The organism is Providencia sp. M-27, assembly GCF_011077905.1.
Taxonomy (GTDB): domain Bacteria; phylum Pseudomonadota; class Gammaproteobacteria; order Enterobacterales; family Enterobacteriaceae; genus Providencia; species Providencia huaxiensis.
In genome coordinates this window covers 33,504-54,093 of sequence record NZ_JAALBT010000014.1, presented here as the reverse complement: position 1 = coordinate 54,093, position 20,590 = coordinate 33,504, and the positions used below count along the sequence as shown (strand labels likewise).

19 protein-coding genes are annotated in these 20,590 nt (G+C 40.9%); 15 read left to right on the top strand and 4 right to left on the bottom strand.

The genetic code is table 11. The annotated features are described in order from the left end of the window. Window positions 1–137: 137 nt before the first annotated feature. Entirely contained in the window at window positions 138–1,001 is an 864-nt protein-coding gene (locus tag G6Q48_RS17210) for a hypothetical protein (protein ID WP_242685828.1), read from the top strand. 55 nt (window positions 1,002–1,056) lie between these two features. On the opposite strand, the gene fadE is transcribed toward G6Q48_RS17210, so the two are convergent. Further along, window positions 1,057–3,522: an acyl-CoA dehydrogenase FadE gene (gene fadE, locus G6Q48_RS17205; protein WP_166267739.1), complete on the bottom strand. Its 2,466-nt coding sequence runs from the start codon at window positions 3,520–3,522 to the stop codon at window positions 1,057–1,059. A 366-nt stretch (window positions 3,523–3,888) separates the two neighbouring features. Here fadE and lpcA point away from each other — a divergent pair, with 366 nt between their 5' ends. Both lpcA and G6Q48_RS17195 read left to right on the top strand, forming a co-directional pair. After that, on the top strand, window positions 3,889–4,467 hold the full coding sequence (lpcA, locus tag G6Q48_RS17200; RefSeq protein ID WP_102139756.1) for a D-sedoheptulose 7-phosphate isomerase: 579 nt from the start codon (window positions 3,889–3,891) through the stop codon (window positions 4,465–4,467). Window positions 4,468–4,495: 28 nt separating this feature from the next. Beyond that, entirely contained in the window at window positions 4,496–5,263 is a 768-nt protein-coding gene (locus G6Q48_RS17195; RefSeq protein ID WP_102139755.1) for a class II glutamine amidotransferase, read from the top strand. Here G6Q48_RS17195 and G6Q48_RS17190 read toward each other — a convergent pair. Then, window positions 5,234–5,971: a L,D-transpeptidase family protein gene (locus tag G6Q48_RS17190; RefSeq protein WP_102139754.1), complete on the bottom strand. Its 738-nt coding sequence runs from the start codon at window positions 5,969–5,971 to the stop codon at window positions 5,234–5,236. The genes G6Q48_RS17195 and G6Q48_RS17190 overlap by 30 nt on opposite strands. A 416-nt stretch (window positions 5,972–6,387) precedes the next feature. Here G6Q48_RS17190 and G6Q48_RS17185 point away from each other — a divergent pair, with 416 nt between their 5' ends. The 8 genes from G6Q48_RS17185 to nqrM all read left to right on the top strand — a co-directional run bounded on the left by G6Q48_RS17185 (window position 6,388) and on the right by nqrM (window position 13,744). Next, window positions 6,388–7,731 (top strand): Na(+)-translocating NADH-quinone reductase subunit A, encoded by a 1,344-nt coding sequence (locus G6Q48_RS17185; RefSeq protein ID WP_166267737.1) that lies wholly within the window; start codon window positions 6,388–6,390, stop codon window positions 7,729–7,731. A gap of 4 nt (window positions 7,732–7,735) precedes the next feature. Continuing rightward, window positions 7,736–8,974: an NADH:ubiquinone reductase (Na(+)-transporting) subunit B gene (locus G6Q48_RS17180; RefSeq protein ID WP_004914105.1), complete on the top strand. Its 1,239-nt coding sequence runs from the start codon at window positions 7,736–7,738 to the stop codon at window positions 8,972–8,974. Beyond that, window positions 8,967–9,761 carry a Na(+)-translocating NADH-quinone reductase subunit C gene (locus G6Q48_RS17175; protein WP_102139751.1) on the top strand — a complete coding sequence of 265 codons (795 nt, stop codon included), beginning with the start codon at window positions 8,967–8,969 and terminating at the stop codon, window positions 9,759–9,761. The genes G6Q48_RS17180 and G6Q48_RS17175 overlap by 8 nt, the downstream gene beginning before the upstream one ends. Then, the gene (locus G6Q48_RS17170; RefSeq protein WP_102139750.1) at window positions 9,754–10,383 is read left to right on the top strand and encodes an NADH:ubiquinone reductase (Na(+)-transporting) subunit D; all 630 of its coding nucleotides are present in this window, start codon (window positions 9,754–9,756) and stop codon (window positions 10,381–10,383) included. Before G6Q48_RS17175 ends, G6Q48_RS17170 begins: the two co-directional genes overlap by 8 nt. A gap of 4 nt (window positions 10,384–10,387) precedes the next feature. Beyond that, window positions 10,388–10,984 carry an NADH:ubiquinone reductase (Na(+)-transporting) subunit E gene (gene nqrE, locus G6Q48_RS17165; protein ID WP_102139749.1) on the top strand — a complete coding sequence of 199 codons (597 nt, stop codon included), beginning with the start codon at window positions 10,388–10,390 and terminating at the stop codon, window positions 10,982–10,984. Window positions 10,985–10,999: 15 nt separating this feature from the next. Further along, window positions 11,000–12,226: an NADH:ubiquinone reductase (Na(+)-transporting) subunit F gene (nqrF, locus tag G6Q48_RS17160; RefSeq protein ID WP_166267735.1), complete on the top strand. Its 1,227-nt coding sequence runs from the start codon at window positions 11,000–11,002 to the stop codon at window positions 12,224–12,226. A 240-nt stretch (window positions 12,227–12,466) separates the two neighbouring features. Then, window positions 12,467–13,498, top strand: a complete 1,032-nt coding sequence (locus tag G6Q48_RS17155; RefSeq protein ID WP_102139784.1) for an FAD:protein FMN transferase — start codon at window positions 12,467–12,469, stop codon at window positions 13,496–13,498. Window positions 13,499–13,516: 18 nt separating this feature from the next. Beyond that, the gene (nqrM, locus tag G6Q48_RS17150) at window positions 13,517–13,744 is read left to right on the top strand and encodes a (Na+)-NQR maturation NqrM (protein ID WP_102139747.1); all 228 of its coding nucleotides are present in this window, start codon (window positions 13,517–13,519) and stop codon (window positions 13,742–13,744) included. A gap of 197 nt (window positions 13,745–13,941) precedes the next feature. On the opposite strand, the gene G6Q48_RS17145 is transcribed toward nqrM, so the two are convergent. After that, a complete protein-coding gene (locus G6Q48_RS17145; protein WP_166267733.1) occupies window positions 13,942–14,838 on the bottom strand; it encodes a glycerophosphodiester phosphodiesterase family protein in 897 nt (298 codons plus the stop codon). Window positions 14,839–15,120: 282 nt separating this feature from the next. Here G6Q48_RS17145 and dinB point away from each other — a divergent pair, with 282 nt between their 5' ends. Then, the gene (gene dinB, locus G6Q48_RS17140; protein ID WP_166267731.1) at window positions 15,121–16,176 is read left to right on the top strand and encodes a DNA polymerase IV; all 1,056 of its coding nucleotides are present in this window, start codon (window positions 15,121–15,123) and stop codon (window positions 16,174–16,176) included. Between the two features lie 49 nt (window positions 16,177–16,225). Here dinB and pepD read toward each other — a convergent pair whose 3' ends face one another. Continuing rightward, window positions 16,226–17,686, bottom strand: a complete 1,461-nt coding sequence (pepD, locus tag G6Q48_RS17135; protein WP_166267729.1) for a beta-Ala-His dipeptidase — start codon at window positions 17,684–17,686, stop codon at window positions 16,226–16,228. A gap of 435 nt (window positions 17,687–18,121) precedes the next feature. On the opposite strand from pepD, the gene gpt reads away from it, so the two are divergent. The 3 genes from gpt (at window position 18,122) to crl (ending at window position 20,497) form a co-directional block, all read left to right on the top strand. Further along, the gene (gpt, locus tag G6Q48_RS17130; RefSeq protein ID WP_102139783.1) at window positions 18,122–18,586 is read left to right on the top strand and encodes a xanthine phosphoribosyltransferase; all 465 of its coding nucleotides are present in this window, start codon (window positions 18,122–18,124) and stop codon (window positions 18,584–18,586) included. A gap of 187 nt (window positions 18,587–18,773) precedes the next feature. After that, window positions 18,774–20,024, top strand: a complete 1,251-nt coding sequence (gene frsA / locus G6Q48_RS17125) for an esterase FrsA (RefSeq protein ID WP_102139743.1) — start codon at window positions 18,774–18,776, stop codon at window positions 20,022–20,024. 71 nt (window positions 20,025–20,095) lie between these two features. Further along, complete coding sequence (gene crl, locus G6Q48_RS17120) at window positions 20,096–20,497, top strand: sigma factor-binding protein Crl (protein WP_102139742.1); 402 nt, start codon at window positions 20,096–20,098, stop codon at window positions 20,495–20,497. Window positions 20,498–20,590: the final 93 nt, after the last annotated feature.

Sequence of the window (20,590 nt, the reverse complement as noted above, 5' to 3'; positions counted from 1 at the left end):
ATAGATAACGGCATCTTACTCATAGGCTATTATTGTAAGATGCGGTTATTCTGATTCACCACACCTAGATTCCCATGTATTTTACCTACCTTATGTAAATTCTACGTAATACAATAAAAACAAGAAGGTAAAAATCGGTGCAAAAAGCGATGAGGGTTCTTCGTAAACTGTATAAGTATGAAAATAGCCAGTATGACGTTGAGCGTGAGGTTTCTGTTTATAGTCAAAGTACACTTTCAGACAAAGAACAATTGGAACTAACACGAATTAATTGGCAAGTGAATCACATTGAGTCTTTCAATGACCATGCTGATATTATGCGCAAGTTCAACAGTTTAAAAAAAGAGGAAAAACTCAGCCAAGAGCGCTGTTTTGATGCTTTCATTGCAGGTGTTGGGGGAAGTTATTTACGAGGACGTTCAGTACTAGGTGCTTTCCATAAACTCCAAAACATACAGATTCATGACTATATAGAAAAAACACAACTAGCCTGTTGCTGGGTATGCAGTGACTACAACCGAAAAATCTATATTAATGATAGTTATTTTCAGTACTGCTTATATTACGGAAATTCTTATACAGGTAATACCTCTTATGCTTATTTAAATTTAAAACATTTACTTAATGTTGAGCCAGTACAGCCACTTGGGGATGATAAAATTAAATTTAACCAGTTATTGGATTTATTCCGTTCTGCTAAGGATGATGAAACCCCCGGTCATTTTGAAAAGCGTTTGGCAGAAGCCAAAATAATCCCGGGTAATAAATACACACATAGAGGGGTTTTACAATCTTTAGCATTAATCGGTGTGATACCAAATCAGTTTATCCCTTTATCATTAGCATCGATGGTTAATTTTGGTGACCTTGTGAGTGCTGAGTCCCAGTTAAACAATACTAAAGGTCGCTCTGATATGGAGATGCCATGGGCTGGCTGGAAAGGACACTTAGGTATTGATGAAGACAAAGTGGTTGAATATTTCAATGATTATTTACTTTAAATATGAATGTCAAAGGGAACTCTTGAGTTCCCTTTGATTTACAAGCAAAAATCAATCAAGCCGCTTTCTTTTTCTTACTAGCTTCTTCATTTGATGGCTCATTTGGCGACTTTTTTGTAGGAAGTACACCCAAATCATCAAATTCAAACTCATCGACGTTGATCGTCCGTAACCGACTTGCTTCTGCTCTACGCAAAATATCGGCTTCCTCTTGCGTAATCACATTTTCAGGAAGTAATTGGTCAGCAAGCTTATCTAAGCGAGTAAAGCTGAGTTTGCGCTCTTTTAAACGGCAAATACGTTCGAAAATAGGTTCAGCGGCAATGATATCCAGTAATGCTTGGTTAACTAAGCCATGAGGGTTGTTTTCCGTAGGCGTTAAATACTGACCACGGCCCAATCTGTCGCGCGTTTCTGATGGCTCCATCAGGATTTGAGCCAACTTATGGTCTAATCGGTCTGATGGTGTTGACATCGCACGGCCAGTAGGGAATAGCGTGATGCGCATGACCCCTGCAACCAACTTGTTAGGGAAGTTTTTCAGAAGGTCATCCATCGCTTTTTCTGATTGATATAAACAATCTTCAACTGCCCATTTTACTAGTGGCAAATCAGCTTTTTGGCGGCCTTCATCTTCATAGCGTTTTAAAGTTGCAGATGCGAGATATAAGTTACTTAAAATATCCCCTAAACGTGCTGAGATACGTTCGCGACGTTTTAAACTGCCACCTAACACGCCCATGGCAACATCGGATAGCAATGCTAAGTTGGCACTTTGGCGGTTTAGCATTTGATAGTAACGACGAGTTTCATCTTTGGTCGGAGCATGACTTCCACGGCCATTGGTCAAACCAAGCCAGAAGCTACGGAATTGATTACTAATTACATGACCAATATGGCCAAATACGGCTTTGTCGAATTTATGTAAGTTGTTATCCTGCGCAGCGGCCATTTCTTCTAATACAAAAGGATGGCAACGGATAGCCCCTTGGCCAAAGATAATCATACTGCGGGTGAGGATATTTGCCCCTTCAACCGTAATGGCGATCGGTGCGCCTTGATAGGCTCTAGCAACAAAGTTTGAATCCCCAAGGCAAATGCCTTTACCGCCAGTAATATCCATGGCATCAATAATGGCGCGCTGGCCCCGGTGCGTACAATGGTATTTAACAATAGCAGATAGAACAGCAGGTTTTTCACCTAACATAATCCCAGAGGTAATGAGAGTTGCCGCCGCATCCATAAGATAAGTATTACCAGCAATGCGTGCTAATGGCTCTTCAATCCCTTCCATTTTCCCAATGGGTAACTTGAATTGGCGACGAATATAAGAGTAAGCCCCTGTTGCGATGGCAATACTCTTCAAACTACCCGTTGAGTTCGATGGCAATGTTATGCCACGGCCCACAGAAAGGCACTCAACCAACATTCTCCAGCCTTGGCCTGCCATTTTTGGACCACCGATAATGTAATCGATAGGTACAAAAATATCTTGTCCGCGGGTAGGGCCATTCATAAATGGAATATTTAGTGGGAAGTGGCGATGACCAATTTCAACTCCTGGGGTGTTGGTTGGAATTAATGCACAGGTGATACCAAGATTTTTCTCACCGCCTAATAACTTATCAGGGTCGGAAAGTTTGAATGCGAGGCCTAATACAGTGGCAATCGGCGCTAAGGTAATATAGCGTTTGTTCCATGTTAAACGCATCCCTAATACTTGCTCGCCTTGCCATTCACCCATACAAACAACACCTGAGTCTGGGATAGCACCAGCATCGGAACCTGCTTCAGGGCTGGTTAGCGCAAAGCATGGAATTTCTTCACCCGTAGCTAAGCCAGGTAAATAACGTTGTTTTTGTTCGTCAGTACCATAATGTTGCAGTAATTCGCCCGGGCCTAATGAATTTGGCACACCTACCGTGATAGCAAGAATACCAGACACGCCTGCGAGCTTCTGTAGAACCTGTGACTGTGCATATGCAGAGAACTCAAGGCCACCGTATTCTTTTTTGATGATCATAGCGAAGAAGCGGTGATCACGTAGGTACTGCCATACTTCAGGTGTTAAGTCTGCAAGTTCATGGCTAACTTCGAAGTCGTTGACCATGCCACAAACCGTTTCAACAGGCCCATCAATAAACGCTTGTTCTTCTGCCGTTAATTGAGGTTTCGGGTAGTTGTGCAGCTTGTTCCAATCAGGAGCTCCACGGAAAAGGTCACCCTCCCACCACGTTGTTCCTGCATCAATCGCCTCTTTTTCTGTACGCGACATCGGTGGCATGACTTTTTGGAACATTTTCATCGCACGAGCGGAAAAAAGAGATTGGCGTACTGGGCTGAATACAAAAGGAAATAGTACCAAGGCGACTGGTAGTAACATCCAGTAGCTCCAAAGGTTCATTGCGCCCATCACCGCGGTATAGGCTAATAACAATATCGAGCTAAAAATTAAAGAGGTTTTGTGATAACAAAGTACGCCGATTAAGGCGAGAAATAACACAATGCTGAGAAGGATCATAGTTAAGCTCCCGTCTACTTGTAAGAGGTCTGACCTGTTTGTTGCTTTAATCTATACCCATTAATAAAGAATTAGCAATGTATTTACATCTTAATTACAACTTAGCTCACAAAAACGTCATGTAAAGGAAGTTATTGCAGTAATTTGTCTTATTGGTTATGAGTTTCGATGAATTTTGTCGATAGGGCCAAGACAGCACAATCAAAAGTAGAAACAAAATTATCCCTGTGCAACAATCTGACTATTAAAGATTAATTACTGATATCTATCTGAGTTTTGCCATGGAGCGCCATTTTTCTTTTAGGATAATTTGGATATGAATTAATCGTACTCTCTATAACGTATTCTTAATTAAGAGGAAATCTCATGTATCAAGACTTAATCCGTGGTGAGCTGACAGAAGCGGCCGAGACGTTATCGAATTTTCTTAGCGATGATGCCAATATTGCTGCTATCCAACAGGCCGCTGTACTGCTCGCTGACTCTTTTAAAGCGGGTGGCAAAGTATTATCTTGTGGTAATGGGGGGTCTCACTGTGATGCAATGCATTTTGCTGAAGAATTAACAGGACGTTACCGTGAAAACCGCCCGGGTTATCCTGCAATTGCAATTTCAGATGTGAGTCATATATCTTGCGTGAGTAATGACTTTGGATATGAATACGTTTTTTCACGTTTCATCGAAGCTGTTGGTATGAAAGGGGATGTTTTACTCGGAATTTCTACCTCTGGTAATTCAGGGAACATTATTAAAGCGATTGCGGCAGCACGTGAAAAAGGCATGAAAGTCATCACGCTAACAGGCAAAGATGGCGGGAAAATGGCTGGCACCGCGGATATCGAAATTCGAGTCCCACACTTTGGGTATGCCGACCGTATCCAAGAAATTCATATTAAAGTTATTCATATCTTAATTCAGTTAATCGAAAAAGAGATGGTGAAATAACAGTTATTACTGTTTCAGGAGTTTTTAAATGTGCGAGTTACTTGGCATGAGTGCCAATGTTCCAACCGATATTTCGTTTAGCTTAAGTGGGTTAATTTCCCGAGGTGGGCAAACTGGCCCACATAAAGATGGCTGGGGAATTACCTTTTATGAGGGGCTCGGGTGTCGCACATTTAAAGATCCTCAACCTAGTTTTTTGTCACCTGTCGCCCGCTTTGTGCAGGAATACCCGATTAAGTCAGAAAGTATTGTTGCTCATATTCGCCAAGCAAACCGAGGGGATGTGTCGTTAGTAAACACTCACCCCTTTACTCGCGAGCTATGGGGGCGTAATTGGACTTATGCGCATAATGGGCAGTTAAAGGGATATCGTACACTGAAAACTGGGCGCTATTGGCCGATAGGTGAAACCGATAGCGAATGGGCATTTTGCTGGATACTTCATCAACTCAGTGAAAAGTACCCACGCAGGCCATCGAATTGGAAAAGTGTGTTCCGTTTTATTGCGACCTTAGCTGACCAATTGCGTCATAAAGGCGTGTTTAATATGTTGCTGTCTGATGGGCAATATATGATGGCCTTTAGTTCAACGAATTTGCATTGGCTAACGCGCAAGGCACCATTTGGTAAAGCTAAATTACTCGACCAAGATATTGAAATCGATTTTGAGCAGTGCACGACACCCACTGATGTTGTTTCTGTCATCGCAACGCAACCATTAACGGGTAACGAAAATTGGCAGCGAATTGACCCCGGTAATTTCGTCTTATTCTATCTTGGTGAGCGCATATTGTGATTTAGACCCTAACAATTTTGTTGGGGTTTCAGGTTGGTCAATAACTGCATATTTACCTAACGCGACGGACACCTCAGCGGGTCTTCCTGTACGGTTGAAATACTCGTAAGCAGGTTGGAGTTGTTTCCAAAAGGCATAGTGGCTGGAATTGCGGTAGCGCAGCATATTTTCATTTGTCATTCTAAATGGGTAAATGCTGACATTAATGACGGGCTGTCCGCTAAGTAAGGCTGTCTCTACCCTTTGGTAAATTTCACCCATATATTCATCCGTCATGGCATAACACCCAACTGAAACACAACTGCCATGGATCATAAGGTAGCTACCGTTATAGCCTTGTGCCTTATCAAACTCATTAGGGAAACCGATATTGATAGATCGGTAATACCGACTGTTAGGATTGAGCTGTTCTGTTGTAATTTGATAAAATCCTTCTGGGCTTTTTAGGTCACCTTCAATCTTTTTGGGACCTAGCCCGCCAGAGAATTTACAAATTGGGTAAGTTTTCGACAGTTTATATTTTCCTGATGGCGTTTTTTGATAGAGTTCTAATAAACCTTCTTGCTTAAATATTTGAATAAAAATAGATGAATTTGGGTTATCAGATACGTTATTATTAAGTAGAAATGAATAGTTACTCGCCTGAATAGCAGGGGAATATATGAGTATAAATAAAAAAATTGCACTAAAAAATTTACTTAATTTCATATCTAAGCCATATCACGAAAATGTTATTGAACAAAAAGAGTACATATTTTATGCATTTTAGACGAGTAAATCGAAAATTAATATAGTTTGTTAATAGTTTTTAAATGAACCTTTATTGCTTAAAAATTAAACATTGGTCGATAAATATGAGCTTAAGCATCGATAATAACGAATTGTTAACAGAAAAATTTAAATATTAATGCAATTTGCTTGAACTATGTCACTTCTATAGCCGGACATAGAGAGTGGGAACTGATAAAATTATGGTTGGCAGAAGATAAAATTTAGTAACAATTATGTGAGAATACCTGCTTAAGTGATGACTATTACTTGAGCTATTTTTTATTTAATGAGTCGCTATCATTCATTGCTGAATCGTTAGCTTAGGGTTTAACTGATAAACTTGTGCAGATCTTATGATTAAAATTAAAAAAGGCCTCAACCTTCCTATCGCAGGTGAGCCAGCCCAAGTGATAGAAGACGGCCCGAAAATTCAACACGTAGCTGTGCTAGGTGAAGAATATGTCGGAATGCGTCCTTCGATGCTGGTTAAAGAAGGTGAGCGTGTAGTTAAAGGACAGGTTCTTTTTGAAGATAAAAAGAACCCAGGGGTTTTGTTTACAAGCCCAGCCTGCGGTCAAATTATTGCTATTAATCGTGGTGAGCGTCGTGTGCTTCAATCCGTTGTCATCGAAATTGATGGTGACGAACAAGAAACTTTTGCAGCTTATACTCGTGATGAGCTATCAACGTTAACTCAACAGCAAGTTGAAGATAATTTGATAAAATCGGGTATGTGGACATCTTTAAGAACGCGTCCATTTAGCCGTTCACCACAGCCTGGTTCTTCACCTATCGCTATTTTTGTCACTGCAATGGACACTAACCCACTTGCAGCGGATCCTGTTTTAGTTATTCAAGAGCAAGAACAAGCATTTAACGATGGGCTTTTGGTTTTAAGTCGCTTAACGGAAGGTAAAATCCATGTGTGTCATGGAGAGGGAGACTTACCGAAGAATGCGGCTCATAACCAAATTTCTTATACCCAATTTACAGGGCCGCATCCTGCTGGTTTAGCGGGAACTCATATCCATTTCTTGGAACCGGTCAGTATTAAGAAAAAAGTTTGGAGCCTTAATTACCAAGATGTAATCGCTATTGGTAAGCTATTTGTTACGGGTCACCTTTACACAGACCGCGTGATTTCATTAGCAGGGCCACAAGTTGAAAAGCCTCGTCTTCTGCGTACTCGCCTAGGTGCTGATTTATATGAACTAACACAAGGTCAGCTTAAAGCAGGTGAAAACCGTATTATTTCGGGTTCAGTCCTTTGGGGCGTGACATGCGATGATACCCATCACTATCTTGGTCGTTTTCATAATCAAGTCTCAGTGTTAGCCGAGGGTCGCGATAAAGAATTATTTGGCTGGATTATGCCAGGTGTTAATAAATTTACGATTACTCGTACCACAATCGGGCACTTCCTGAAAAATAAACGCTTTAATTTTACAACGACAATGAACGGTGGCGAACGTTCGATGGTACCAATTGGTAACTACGAGCGAGTCATGCCTCTCGACATCATGGTCACTCATTTATTGCGCGATCTCCTTGCTGGAGACACTGACACATCACAAGAATTGGGCTGTTTAGAGTTGGACGAAGAAGATTTAGGTTTATGTACCTACGTTTGCCCAGCGAAATATGAATATGGTCCGGTGCTACGTGATGTTCTGACCAAGATTGAGCTAGAAGGGTGATTCCATGGGTCTGAAAAATTTATTTGAAAAGTATGAGCACCATTTTGAGCCCGGTGGAAAGCTAGAAAAATACTATGCGTTATTTGAAGCAGTTTCGACTGTTTTTTACACGCCGGGTACGGTAACAAAAGGGCGTTCTCATGTCAGGGATACCATCGACCTGAAACGTATGATGATATTGGTATGGCTAGCGGTTTTCCCGGCGATGTTCTGGGGAATGTATAACGTTGGTAACCAAGCTATCCCAGCTTTGCACCAATTATATAGCGGAGCTGAGTTACAGCAAGTTCTCGCAAGTGATTGGCATTATAGCTTAGCACAGTTTTTAGGCGCATCACTTTCGATGGATGCAGGGTGGGGAAGTAAAATGCTGCTGGGTGCAGTGTATTTCCTGCCTATTTATGCAGTCGTTTTCTTAGTCGGTGGTTTCTGGGAAGTGTTATTCGCCATGATCCGCGGCCATGAAATAAACGAAGGCTTCTTTATTACCTCGATTCTATTTGCCTTGATTGTGCCGCCAACTATTCCTTTGTGGCAGGCTGCATTAGGTATTACTTTCGGGGTTGTTGTCGCGAAAGAAATTTTTGGCGGTACTGGGCGTAACTTCTTAAACCCGGCATTAGCGGGTCGTGCTTTCTTATTCTTTGCTTACCCTGCTCAAATATCAGGTGACTTAGTTTGGACTGCCGCAGATGGCTTCTCTGGTGCAACACCATTATCACAATGGGCAACAGGTGGTGAGCATGCGCTAATGAACACGGTGACTCATGAGCCGATTACTTGGATGCAAGCTTTTTTAGGTAACATGCCAGGTTCAATTGGTGAAGTGTCAACACTGATGCTGTTTATTGGTGGTGCTCTTATCATGTTCTTCCGCATCGCATCATGGCGTATTGTTGCTGGTGTGATGGTCGGTATGATTGCAATGTCTTACCTATTCAATGCTATTGGCTCTGATACCAACCCATTATTTGCCATGCCATGGTGGTGGCACATGGTACTCGGCGGCTTCGCATTTGGTATGATTTTTATGGCGACAGACCCAGTATCAGCGTCATTCACAGACAAAGGTAAATGGGCGTACGGTATTCTGATCGGCGTAATGTGTGTCCTTATCAGGGTTGTTAACCCAGCTTATCCCGAAGGGATGATGCTGGCTATCCTATTCGCCAACCTGTTTGCTCCTCTGTTTGACTATCTGGTCGTTCAAGCAAATATTAAGCGGAGAAAAGCTCGTGGCTAATGAAAAACCAATTAATAACGATAGCGTCGGCAGAACATTTCTAGTCGTTTTTATTCTTTGCCTAGTGTGCTCAATTGTCGTCGCAGGGGCTGCCGTTGGTTTAAAACCACAGCAGCAAGAGCAGATTCAGTTAGATACTCAACGTAATATTTTAAGTGTGGCAGGTTTGCTACAACCTAAAATGACCGCTGAGGAAATTCAAAGTGTATATAAGGAACGTATCGAGCCTAAGCTTTTGAATTTTAAAACTAATGAATTGTCTGATAGCACTAGCCGTTATGACTTAAATAACGAGCTACGTAGTGAAGAAACGAGTATTGCATTATCTCCAGCAGAGGATATTGCAAAAATCCGCCGTCGTGCCAATAGCGCTGAAATCTATTTGGTTAAAGATGAAACAGGGAAAGTATCACAAATTATTTTACCTGTTTACGGCTCTGGCTTGTGGTCTGTGATGTATGCCTTTATTGCGGTTGATGTAGATGGTGTCACTTCTCGTGGTATTACTTACTACGCACATGGTGAAACCCCAGGTCTGGGTGGTGAGGTTGATAACCCTCAGTGGAAAGCGCAATGGCCTGGTAAAAAACTGTTCAATGAACAGGGGGTTCCGGCAATTAAAATCGTGCGCGGTGGTGCTACAGATAACCCATTCGGTATCGACGGCCTTTCAGGTGCGACTCTAACATCAAACGGGATCCAACATATGTTTGATTTCTGGTTAGGGGATAACGGTTTTGGTCCGTTCCTGAAAAAAGTACGTGAAGGAGCGCTGAATAATGGCTGATTCAAAAGAAGTAAAACGCGTCCTACTTGGGCCGCTATTTGATAACAACCCGATTGCCTTACAGGTATTAGGGGTTTGTTCTGCACTTGCAGTGACAACGAAGTTAGAAACCGCACTCGTTATGACGATTGCTGTAACCTTAGTGACGGCATTTTCTAACTTCTTTATTTCACTTATCAGGAACTATATTCCGAGCAGTGTACGTATTATCGTTCAAATGGCGATCATTGCATCTTTAGTTATTGTGGTTGACCAAATTTTACGTGCATATGCCTATGAAATATCAAAACAACTTTCTGTATTTGTTGGCTTGATTATTACTAACTGTATCGTAATGGGGCGTGCTGAAGCTTATGCAATGAAAGCGCCACCAATTGAAAGCTTCATGGACGGTATTGGTAATGGTCTAGGTTATGGTGTGATCCTTATTTTAGTCGGCTTTTTCCGTGAGTTATTTGGTTCCGGCAAATTGTTTGGCATCACAGTTTTTGAATCACTACAAACCGGTGGTTGGTACATGCCAAATGGCTTGTTCCTCCTCGCGCCAAGTGCATTCTTTATCATTGGTATGTTGATTTGGGGATTACGTACTCTAAAACCAGCTCAGATAGAGAAGGACTAATAACATGGAACATTATATTAGCCTGTTTGTTAAAGCCATTTTTATTGAAAATATGGCATTAGCGTTTTTCTTGGGAATGTGTACTTTCCTTGCGGTGTCGAAGAATGTAAAAACCGCTTTTGGACTGGGTATTGCTGTAACGGTAGTTCTTGGGATCTCTGTTCCAGCCAATAACTTGGTATACAACTTGATATTACGTGATGGTGCGATTGCGGAAGGTATCGACTTATCCTTCTTGAACTTCATCACTTTTATCGGGGTTATTGCCGCGTTAGTTCAGATCCTTGAAATGATTTTAGATCGCTACTTCCCATCACTGTATAACGCGTTAGGTATCTTTTTGCCATTGATTACCGTTAACTGTGCCATTTTCGGTGGTGTTTCTTTCATGGCTCAGCGTGATTATAACTTTAGCGAATCGGTCGTGTATGGGTTCGGTTCGGGGATCGGTTGGATGCTCGCAATCGTATTGCTGGCGGCTATCCGTGAGAAGATGAAGTACTCAGATATTCCATCGGGTCTAAAAGGGTTAGGTATCACCTTTGTGACAACCGGTTTAATGGCATTGGGCTTTATGTCCTTCTCCGGTGTGCAGCTATAAAGGCGAGAAGAATTCATGGAAATTATTATTTTAGGTGTCGTGATGTTTACCCTGATTGTCTTGGTGCTGACAGGTTTAATCCTGTTTGCAAAATCCAAGCTAGTCAACACAGGGAACATCAAAGTTGAAGTTAATGGCGATCCAGACAAAAGCTTTGAAGCTCCAGCAGGTGACAAGCTGTTAGGCATGTTATCAAACCAAGGTATTTTTGTTTCATCAGCGTGCGGTGGTGGTGGCTCTTGTGGTCAGTGCCGTGTGACAATCAAAGAAGGCGGTGGTGATATTCTGCCAACTGAGCTTTCACACATCAACAAACGTGAAGCAAAAGAAGGTTGCCGATTAGCGTGTCAGGTCAACGTTAAACAAGATTTAAAAATTGAGCTTCCAGAAGAAATTTTTGGTGTGAAGAAATGGGAGTGTGAAGTTATTTCTAATGATAACAAAGCCACTTTCATTAAAGAGCTAAAATTGAAAATCCCAGAGGGCGAGGTTGTTCCTTTCCGTGCGGGTGGCTTTATTCAAATTGAATGCCCGGAACATGTCGTCAAATATGAAGATTTTGATGTGCCGGAAGAGTATCGTGAAGATTGGGATAAATTTAACCTGTTCCGTTATGTGTCTGAGGTTAAAGAGCCAACGGTTCGTGCTTACTCAATGGCAAACTACCCGGAAGAGCATGGCATCATCATGCTAAACGTGCGTATTGCTACACCTCCACCTCGTAACCCTGATGTTCCACCAGGAATTATGTCCTCTTATATTTGGTCATTAAAGCCAGGGGATAAAGTGACGATTTCTGGGCCGTTTGGTGAATTCTTTGCTAAAGAAACGGAAGCAGAAATGGTGTTTATCGGTGGTGGTGCGGGAATGGCACCAATGCGTTCTCACATATTTGACCAACTGCGTCGCTTAGATTCTAAACGTAAGATCAGTTTCTGGTATGGTGCGCGTTCAGTCCGCGAGATGTTCTACACAGAAGATTTTGACCAACTTGCAGCCGAACATGAAAACTTTACATGGAATGTAGCGCTTTCTGATCCTATGCCTGAAGATAATTGGAATGGTTATACAGGTTTCATTCATAATGTTTTATATGAAAACTACTTAAAAGACCATCCGGCGCCAGAAGATTGTGAGTTCTATATGTGTGGGCCTCCAATGATGAATGCTGCTGTGATTAAAATGTTGAAAGACCTCGGTGTTGAAGATGAAAATATCTTATTGGATGACTTCGGTGGTTAAGCAACTTAGCTGATTTTATTAGATTTATTAAAGTCAGTAGACAGTAATACTTTAAAGAGGGAAAATATTTTCCCTCTTTGTGATTTTAGTAAATCGATTAAGTGCTAATTAGCTAGCGCTTAATCGATAGATTTATAATTATTTTGACTGGAACATTCTCTGCATGGGTGACGATGTAAAGTGTGTTAATAGTCTGGGCGACCTTAACAAAATGCGCTCATGATTGACGCGGAGAAAATTATGCTAAGTAAAAGAATCTATACCCCAATACTGCTATTTGTTGCGGCTCTGTTTCTTACTGCCTGTGGTGGACCTGAACAGCAGAATCTTCAGGGGCAAACGATGGGCACGTACTATTCGGTTAAATATGTTACAGACTCTTCGGAGCCAAAGCCTGAAGCTATTCAAGCTGAAATAGATAAACGTCTGGAAGAAGTTAACGACCAAATGTCAACATATCGCCCAGATTCAGAATTAAGTCGTTTTAACCAATTTAAAGAAGTGAATACACCATTCCCTGTATCTGCTGCAACGGCAACAGTGGTTAAAAAAGCGATTGAAATTAATAAGCTGACAAGTGGTTCATTAGATGTAACGGTTGGCCCTTTAGTTAATTTATGGGGTTTCGGTCCTGAAGGAAGAGTGACTAAAGCACCTTCGGATGAGGAATTAGCTAAGCGTAGCGCTTGGGTTGGTATCGAAAAACTTGCTGTTCAAGATAATAACCTAATTAAAACAATCCCTGAGCTGTACGTTGACCTCTCCTCAATTGCTAAAGGTTATGGTGTCGACGTTGTTGCTGAATATTTAGAATCATTGGGTATCAATAATTATATGGTTGATATCGGTGGTGAAGTGCGTACGAAAGGAACAAATGGTAAAGAAGTGCCATGGCGTATTGCAATAGAAAAACCTGCAGCGGATGGGGCAAGCCAAACAGCACAAGAGGTCATTGAACCGGGTGACCGTTCTATCGCTACATCAGGAGATTACCGTAATTATTTCGAGCAAGATGGCGTTCGTTTTTCTCATACGATTGACCCGAAAACAGGAAAACCAATCACTCATAATTTAGTTTCTATTACGGTGATTGCAGAAAATTGCATGAGTGCTGATGGCTTATCTACAGGGCTAAATGTTTTGGGGCCTGAAGCTGGCTTTGCTTTAGCTGAAAAAATGAATATTCCTGTTTTCATGATTGTTAAGACAGATAAAGGTTTTGAAGAGCGTTATACTAAGGCATTCGAACCGTTTTTAACCAAAAAACAGTAGTTGTGGGAGGACAAAAAAATGCTTAATATTTTCATTGCAGCCTTTGCACTGTTTTTGTTGGCCTTTTTAGGCATGTCACTTGGGTATATTATTAAACGTAAGAGTATTCAAGGTAGCTGCGGTGGGTTAAGCAGTATTGGTGTTGAAAAAGTGTGTGATTGTCCCGAACCTTGTGATGCGCGTAAGAAACGCATGGCACGCGAAGAAGCACGTAAAAAACTGCTCAATAAAAACCGAATTATATAATTCAACTCTTAATTTATATACCTTAGCTAACAGTATTGTTGGCTAAGGTCGCTATGAAAAGCATTATACTATTTAATCTTACGGACGTGGCTTAATATAACTTGTTATTATGTAATAAAATAAAATGATTATTTTAAATTATGTAAGTTAAAAACTAAGCTATTATTGAAATAACTTAGTTTTTATATTGAAGTATATTATTTTTTAAATGCTTTAGGTGAATCAACCATTACAGCATCAACACCAATTTCTTTTGCGAGTTGGTAGTCACTTTCATTATTAACACCAAAAACAATGATATAAGCATTACCATTTTTTCTAAAACAATCAATAGCTTCTTTGTCCCATGAAATAACCGCAGGTGAACGGGCTTCACCTAAAGTGTATTTTTCAACAACTTCAATTTTTCGATGTAATTCAAAACCGAACCAACGGGTTTCAGATTCATGATTTTCCATAGGACATTGATGACTTATCACACTATTTGCCAGTATAGTGCGAGTTTCATCTCGGCTTTCGAATAACTGTAATTTAGGCTCAAGAGTTTTCAGTGCATTTAAAAATGCGTCATTAGTTGAATAAAAACGTACTCGATTAACACTATTTGTCTCTTTCAATAGATTAAGAATAGCTTCTGCTTGAATGTTAGGGTCTGCATCAGGTGATTTCAGGTCAACATAGAAAGTTGTATTCGGATATTCTTGCAAAATAGTTTTTAACGTACTAATCGTGGTTTTCTGCAAAGGAAACTGTTGATTATGTTTTTGGCTAAATTGATAAGCCGCATTGATTTGGTTTAGTTGCTCAGCGTTGTATGCGGATACTTTACCTTTTTTATCGGTTAGTTCATCCAGTTTGCTTGGTCGATATAAAACTAATTGATTGTCTTTACTTAATTGTACGGTTATCCAAATCGCATCTGACTTATTTTTAATCGCTAAATCAATAGCGTAAAGCGTATTTTCAGGGGCATCCGCAGTTCCTGCTCGATGCGCAACAATTTTAGGGGATAGTGCAAAAGCTGTCTGGCTAGCAAACAGTATTATGAGAGTTGCCATAAAATTAACATATTTTGATGTTGATATAATTGCCATAGATATAATCCATAGATAGTTTTCAAGGTATTGTCGTTGGTAAAACAACTCTTTCTATTACTTTTTTGTTTAAAAGTAAGTATTAACACTTATTTTTAAGACTAACTTTAAGTAGAGTCTTTAATTGGATAGCTTGGCAGATGATTATTGCAATATGATGAATTACCTAGTTATCATTAAGTTAGCACCCTGTTCATCAGTTTTATGGTGATGTAACAATGATTGCATGGCTAGCAAATACACTGTATATTTAATCAGGTGTTTGATTGGCAGGGTTAACTCGTGCGTAAAATTATTCATATTGATATGGACTGCTTTTATGCAGCGATAGAAATGCGGGACGATCCAAGCCTTCGCAATGTGCCTATTGCGGTGGGTGGAAGCGCAAATCGTCGAGGCGTTATTAGCACTGCAAATTATGAAGCCCGTCGCTACGGTGTTCACAGTGCTATGTCCACAGCAATTGCACTTAAGCTTTGCCCGCATTTGAAAGTTGTTCCTGGGCATATGGCACTTTATAAAGAAACCTCTTTGCATATTCAAAAGATATTTGCACGCTATACGGACCTCATAGAGCCCCTTTCTCTTGATGAAGCTTATTTGGATGTTACGGATTGCACACAATTGCACGGCTCTGCAACGTTAATCGCAGAGGCTATTCGCCAGCAAATCTTTGATGAACTGCAATTAACCGCTTCAGCGGGGATAGCGCCAATAAAATTTTTGGCGAAAATCGCTTCAGATATGAATAAACCCAATGGTCAATTCGTAATCACACCGCAAAATATCGATCAATTTGTTCTTAACTTGCCTCTAAAAAAAATTCCTGGGGTGGGTAAGGTAACAGCCCAAAAATTAGCGGATATGGGGTTGATGACTTGTGCGGATGTCCAAAAATATGATGTTGTTGAATTGATTAAAAGCATGGGTAAATTTGGACAGGTACTTTGGGAGCGTTGCCATGGTATCGATGAGCGAGCTATTAACCCTGATAGGCTGAGAAAGTCGGTGGGGGTTGAGCGTACGTTTGCTGTGGATATTGACCAGTGGGGGGATTGTTTGCTGCTGCTTGATAAATTATATGATGAACTCCAACGGCGTTTGGCGAAGGTAAAACCTGACCTACGCATTGCTCGCCAAGGTGTGAAATTTAAATTTGCAGACTTCCAGCAAACCACACAAGAACATGTATATCCAGTTCTCAATAAACAGGATTTGGTGCAAATAGCGAAACAAGTTTGGGATAATCGGCGCCTAGGGCGTGGTGTTCGGTTAGTTGGCTTACATGTGATGCTACAAAGCCCACAGCTTGAAAGACAACTATTACTTGAATTATAAAAAAACACCCATCGTATGATAGGTGTTTGATTTGCAATTAATTAGTTGTTTATTCTTTAACTGGAATTGCTTTTAAAACCGCAGTTAATAATTTCCAATACTCACCAACGCTTGCAATATGCACACGCTCATCAGGGGAGTGTGCCCCACGAATGGTTGGCCCAATAGAAACCATATCCATGTCTGGGTAAGGTTTTTTGAATAAGCCACACTCAAGGCCTGCGTGGATCACCATCACATTAGGGATTTTACCAAACAGTTTGTTGTAGGTATCGCTAACTAAATGCATCACTGGTGAGTCTGCATCTGGCTGCCAACCTGGGTAGCTGCCTTCCGCTCGGTATTGGGCTTGTGCTAATTTACTGATAGAGGTCAGCATGTTAACAACGTAGTTTTTGCCGCTATCGATAAGAGAACGCACAAGAAAGATAATTTCTGCTTTATCTTCAGTTAGTCGTACAACGCCTTCGTTAAGTGATGTTTCAACCACACCAATGGCAACATCACTCATGCGAATTACACCGTTTGGCGCAGCATTTAAGAAGAAAACAAAACGTTTTTGGCAGTCATCAGAAAGCGCTTTTAACTCACTTTGTGCTTCGTCTAGCAGTAGAACAAGGCTAGGTTCGACGACAGCTAATTCGTTTTTCAGAATATCTTCATAACGTGCTCTTAATGTCGTTAATTCAGCAACTTTGTCTGCTGGAACAGCAATAACGGCATAGGCTTCACGAGGAATAGCATTACGGACAGTACCGCCTCTGAAATCTAATAATTTCAGGCTTAAATCTTCTGCGTGTCCTGCCAGAAAGCGGGCTAGCAGCTTATTGGCATTACCTAAGCCTAAATGTACATCACCACCTGAGTGCCCACCTTTTAAGCCTTTTAGGGTCATTGTGAAGGTTTTATAGCCTTGTGGTAAGGCTTCACGAGTCAGGTCAAATGTGGTTGTAAAATCAACACCACCAGCACAACCCATGTAAATTTCACCTTCTTCTTCAGAGTCGGTGTTAATCAGAATATCTGCTTGCAACCAGCCTGCTTTCAAGCCAAAGGCACCTTCCATACCGGCTTCTTCGGTCATGGTCAGGAGAACTTCCATTGGGCCATGTTCAACACTATCATCAGCAAGAACCGCCAATGCAGAAGCTAAACCAATGCCGTTATCAGCGCCTAATGTGGTTCCTTCAGCAGTGACCCACTCTCCATTAACATATGGACGAATTGGGTCTGTTTTAAAGTCATGCACCGTGTCGTTATTTTTTTGTGGCACCATGTCTAAGTGAGCTTGTAAAACAACTCCTTTGCGGTTTTCATAACCAGGTGTTGCAGGTTTACGGATCAGAATATTGCCCACTTCATCGCGTTCAACGTGAAAGCCCTTTTGTTTAGACCAATCAACAATATGCGCTGCTAAGGCCTCTTCATGGTATGAAGGGTGTGGGATAGAGCAGATTTTAGCGAAGATGTCCCATAGCGGTTGGGGGGATAATGTAGCAAGTTCAGACACGTTTTTCTCCTTTTCCCGTCATATTTTGAGTTGTAGCGTTGTTGGCTTCACTCGTAAACCCTAGTCACATACTTATGCATGCTCCTAGGGATTTTCTCATTTGCCGCCTAGCCACAACCCAAATTATTTAGGGAAAATATTTAATTTCCTTGGGGTATGGCATCACTAGTTTTATTGACCGAGCAACTCAAATTACCTCAGAGATTTTTAGTTGAGTTATGTTAGTTACTAGCTTGATATGCAAAATTAAATGATGCATTGCTGATAAACTCAGGATAACACTTTCTTTTGAGCAATGGACAGTGTAAATGATAATAATTAATGACGAATGACGCTTTTTGCTGGTTTTTAACCGCCCAAATCACTATAATCTCGCGCAACCTTTTTTCCGCAAGACACATTTCAGATTTACTCAGCAGTCGGGACCCGAATTATATGAGCGAAAAATATGTCGTAACGTGGGATATGTTGCAAATACATGCCCGTAAACTCGCACAACGTTTATTACCAGTAGAGCAATGGACTGGTATTATCGCGGTTAGCCGTGGTGGCCTTGTTCCTGGTGCACTTCTCGCACGCGAACTTGGTATTCGTAACGTTGACACCGTTTGTATTTCTAGCTATGACCATGACAACCAGCGCGAATTAACCGTGATTAAACGCGCCGAAGGTGATGGTGAAGGCTATATTGTGATTGATGACCTCGTTGATACTGGCGGTACAGCACAAGCTATTCGTGATATGTACCCTAAAGCGCATTTTGTGACTATTTTCGCAAAACCAGCAGGTCGTCCATTAGTTGATGATTACGTTGTGGATATCCCACAAGACACATGGATTGAACAGCCATGGGATATGGGTGTCGTTTTTGTTAAACCATTGTGTGAACAAGATAAATAAATCGGTGTTTCAGGCGAGTTTTAGGTGAAAAAACATTGTTATTATAAAGTATTATCGACTTTATTGATTGCAAGAACACATTAATACCTAAAATTTTTAAGCTAAACGCGATATAATTTGGGGAATGCATTTTTGCATTCCCTTTATTTTTTGGCCAAGTTCAACTCTGATAGACAAGGAAATAGGGATGACTCAGCAAAACCTTTCAGAAAAACTTTTCAAACCTAAAGTCAGGCAAGTTGAAACGTCAACACTAGTCTCTTATTCATCTCAAACCATTTCTCAAATCAAAGAACATAGCGTGTTAAGCGGGTCTCATCATGCGGGGTGGTATCGTATGATCAACCGCTTAATGTGGATTTGGCGAGGGATCGACGCCTTAGAAATTGAAGAAGTACTGAGCCGCATTGCTATCTCTGATGCCGAGCGCAGTAATGATAACTTATTGGATACGGTCATTGGCAACCGGCGCGGAAACTGGTGTTTTGAATGGTCCCAGCAAGCCATGCATTGGCAGCAAAAAGCATTAGAGTTTGAGAAAGGTGCAGAGGCAGGGGATGCTTGGTTACGTTCAGCTAACTTGTACAGCATTGCTGCTTACCCATTTATTAAGGGCGATGAGCTTGCTGACCAAGCTATTTTGCTGGCTTGTAAAGCTTATGATAGCGCAGCGAAATTTTCTCAATACCGCTTAAAGAAAATTCCATTTAAAGTTGATGGTGGAAAAGAAGTCTGCGGCTTTCTACATATTCCTTCACAGGGGCAAGGGCCTTATCCGACTGTGATGGTCTGCGGTATGTTAGATAGCTTACAAATTGATTTTTGTCGCTATTTTCGTGACTACCTTGAACCTCTTGGCATTGCGATGCTAACACTGGACATGCCATCCATTGGTTATTCTGTTAAGCAAAAACTGACCCAGGAAACAAGCACGTTACATGAGCAAATCGTTCGCCAACTAGGGGATATTGCTTGGATTGACCATACGCGTTTTGGCATTGTGGGCATGCGTTTTGGCGCAAATATAGCATTAAGATTGGCTTATATGTGCCCTGATAAGATTAAAGCAGTCGCTGTCATAGGGCCAATTGTGCACAGTTTATTGCATGAAGAAAAATATCAGCAAGATATTCCTCGGATGGTTTTGGATGTGTTCGCCAGTCGCTTGGGTATTTATCAAGTTGATGGTTCTGCTTTACGCCATGAATTAAGCTGTTATTCACTTAAAAATCAGGGGCTTTTAGGGAAACGTAATCAAGTTCCAATGTTATCGGTTAGCCTTAAAGATGATATTTATAGCCCTAAAGCGGAATCTGATTTAATTCGACGTTCATCGATGGATGCTGACACGATAATTTTACCAAGCAAGCCTGTTTTTGCTAATTTTGAAAAGGCATTAAGTGAAACTACCAATTGGTTAAAAGCAAAAATACTTTAATTTTATTTAATAACTTGCTTATTTTTTCCCATTTGTTAAAAAGGGATCTTCCCAAGAAGGAGATCCTTAACATGGCTTTACCGACTGATTACTCAAATGGAAAGTATTTAAAGAAGTTTGCTACGATAGGACCTTATTTACGTGAAAAACAATGTTTAAATGGTTGTTATATATTTGATAGCCTTGTTGTTTGTGTAAATGCAAATATTGCTCCAGAAAAACGTGAATTTTGGGGGTGGTGGCTAAAATTGGTTGCAACTGATAAAGGCTTTGAATTTACTTATCATTTTGGCCTATACAATAGCCATGGTAGCTGGCAAGTTAAAACCTTAAAAGATGCAGCAACCATTGAGGCGACTGAGCAAAATTTAGTGTCTTTTCATCAAGCCCTTGTTAAACAATTATCTGAACTTGAGTTGAGCCTCTTTCCCTCCCCGCTAATGGCAGAATTAAAACTGGAATTAAGCGCATAAATTTGTTTTAAACCAACTTTTGTTGAATTTTGCGTTATGCCTGTTGGCATAACGCGCTTCTCCTGATAAAAATGATACCTACTTTTTGGTTTA

What these genes read in the sequence shown, in the direction of transcription:
- G6Q48_RS17195 (WP_102139755.1), top strand. Translation starts at nt 4,496, where the DNA reads ATGTGCGAGTTACTTGGCATGAGTGCCAATGTTCCAACCGATATTTCG.
- G6Q48_RS17145 (WP_166267733.1), bottom strand. Translation starts at nt 14,838, where the DNA reads ATGGCAATTATATCAACATCAAAATATGTTAATTTTATGGCAACTCTC.
- crl (WP_102139742.1), top strand. Translation starts at nt 20,096, where the DNA reads ATGGCTTTACCGACTGATTACTCAAATGGAAAGTATTTAAAGAAGTTT.
- G6Q48_RS17190 (WP_102139754.1), bottom strand. Translation starts at nt 5,971, where the DNA reads ATGAAATTAAGTAAATTTTTTAGTGCAATTTTTTTATTTATACTCATA.
- nqrM (WP_102139747.1), top strand. Translation starts at nt 13,517, where the DNA reads ATGCTTAATATTTTCATTGCAGCCTTTGCACTGTTTTTGTTGGCCTTT.
- G6Q48_RS17185 (WP_166267737.1), top strand. Translation starts at nt 6,388, where the DNA reads ATGATTAAAATTAAAAAAGGCCTCAACCTTCCTATCGCAGGTGAGCCA.
- fadE (WP_166267739.1), bottom strand. Translation starts at nt 3,522, where the DNA reads ATGATCCTTCTCAGCATTGTGTTATTTCTCGCCTTAATCGGCGTACTT.
- lpcA (WP_102139756.1), top strand. Translation starts at nt 3,889, where the DNA reads ATGTATCAAGACTTAATCCGTGGTGAGCTGACAGAAGCGGCCGAGACG.
- G6Q48_RS17155 (WP_102139784.1), top strand. Translation starts at nt 12,467, where the DNA reads ATGCTAAGTAAAAGAATCTATACCCCAATACTGCTATTTGTTGCGGCT.
- nqrF (WP_166267735.1), top strand. Translation starts at nt 11,000, where the DNA reads ATGGAAATTATTATTTTAGGTGTCGTGATGTTTACCCTGATTGTCTTG.
- gpt (WP_102139783.1), top strand. Translation starts at nt 18,122, where the DNA reads ATGAGCGAAAAATATGTCGTAACGTGGGATATGTTGCAAATACATGCC.
- frsA (WP_102139743.1), top strand. Translation starts at nt 18,774, where the DNA reads ATGACTCAGCAAAACCTTTCAGAAAAACTTTTCAAACCTAAAGTCAGG.
- G6Q48_RS17180 (WP_004914105.1), top strand. Translation starts at nt 7,736, where the DNA reads ATGGGTCTGAAAAATTTATTTGAAAAGTATGAGCACCATTTTGAGCCC.
- G6Q48_RS17170 (WP_102139750.1), top strand. Translation starts at nt 9,754, where the DNA reads ATGGCTGATTCAAAAGAAGTAAAACGCGTCCTACTTGGGCCGCTATTT.
- nqrE (WP_102139749.1), top strand. Translation starts at nt 10,388, where the DNA reads ATGGAACATTATATTAGCCTGTTTGTTAAAGCCATTTTTATTGAAAAT.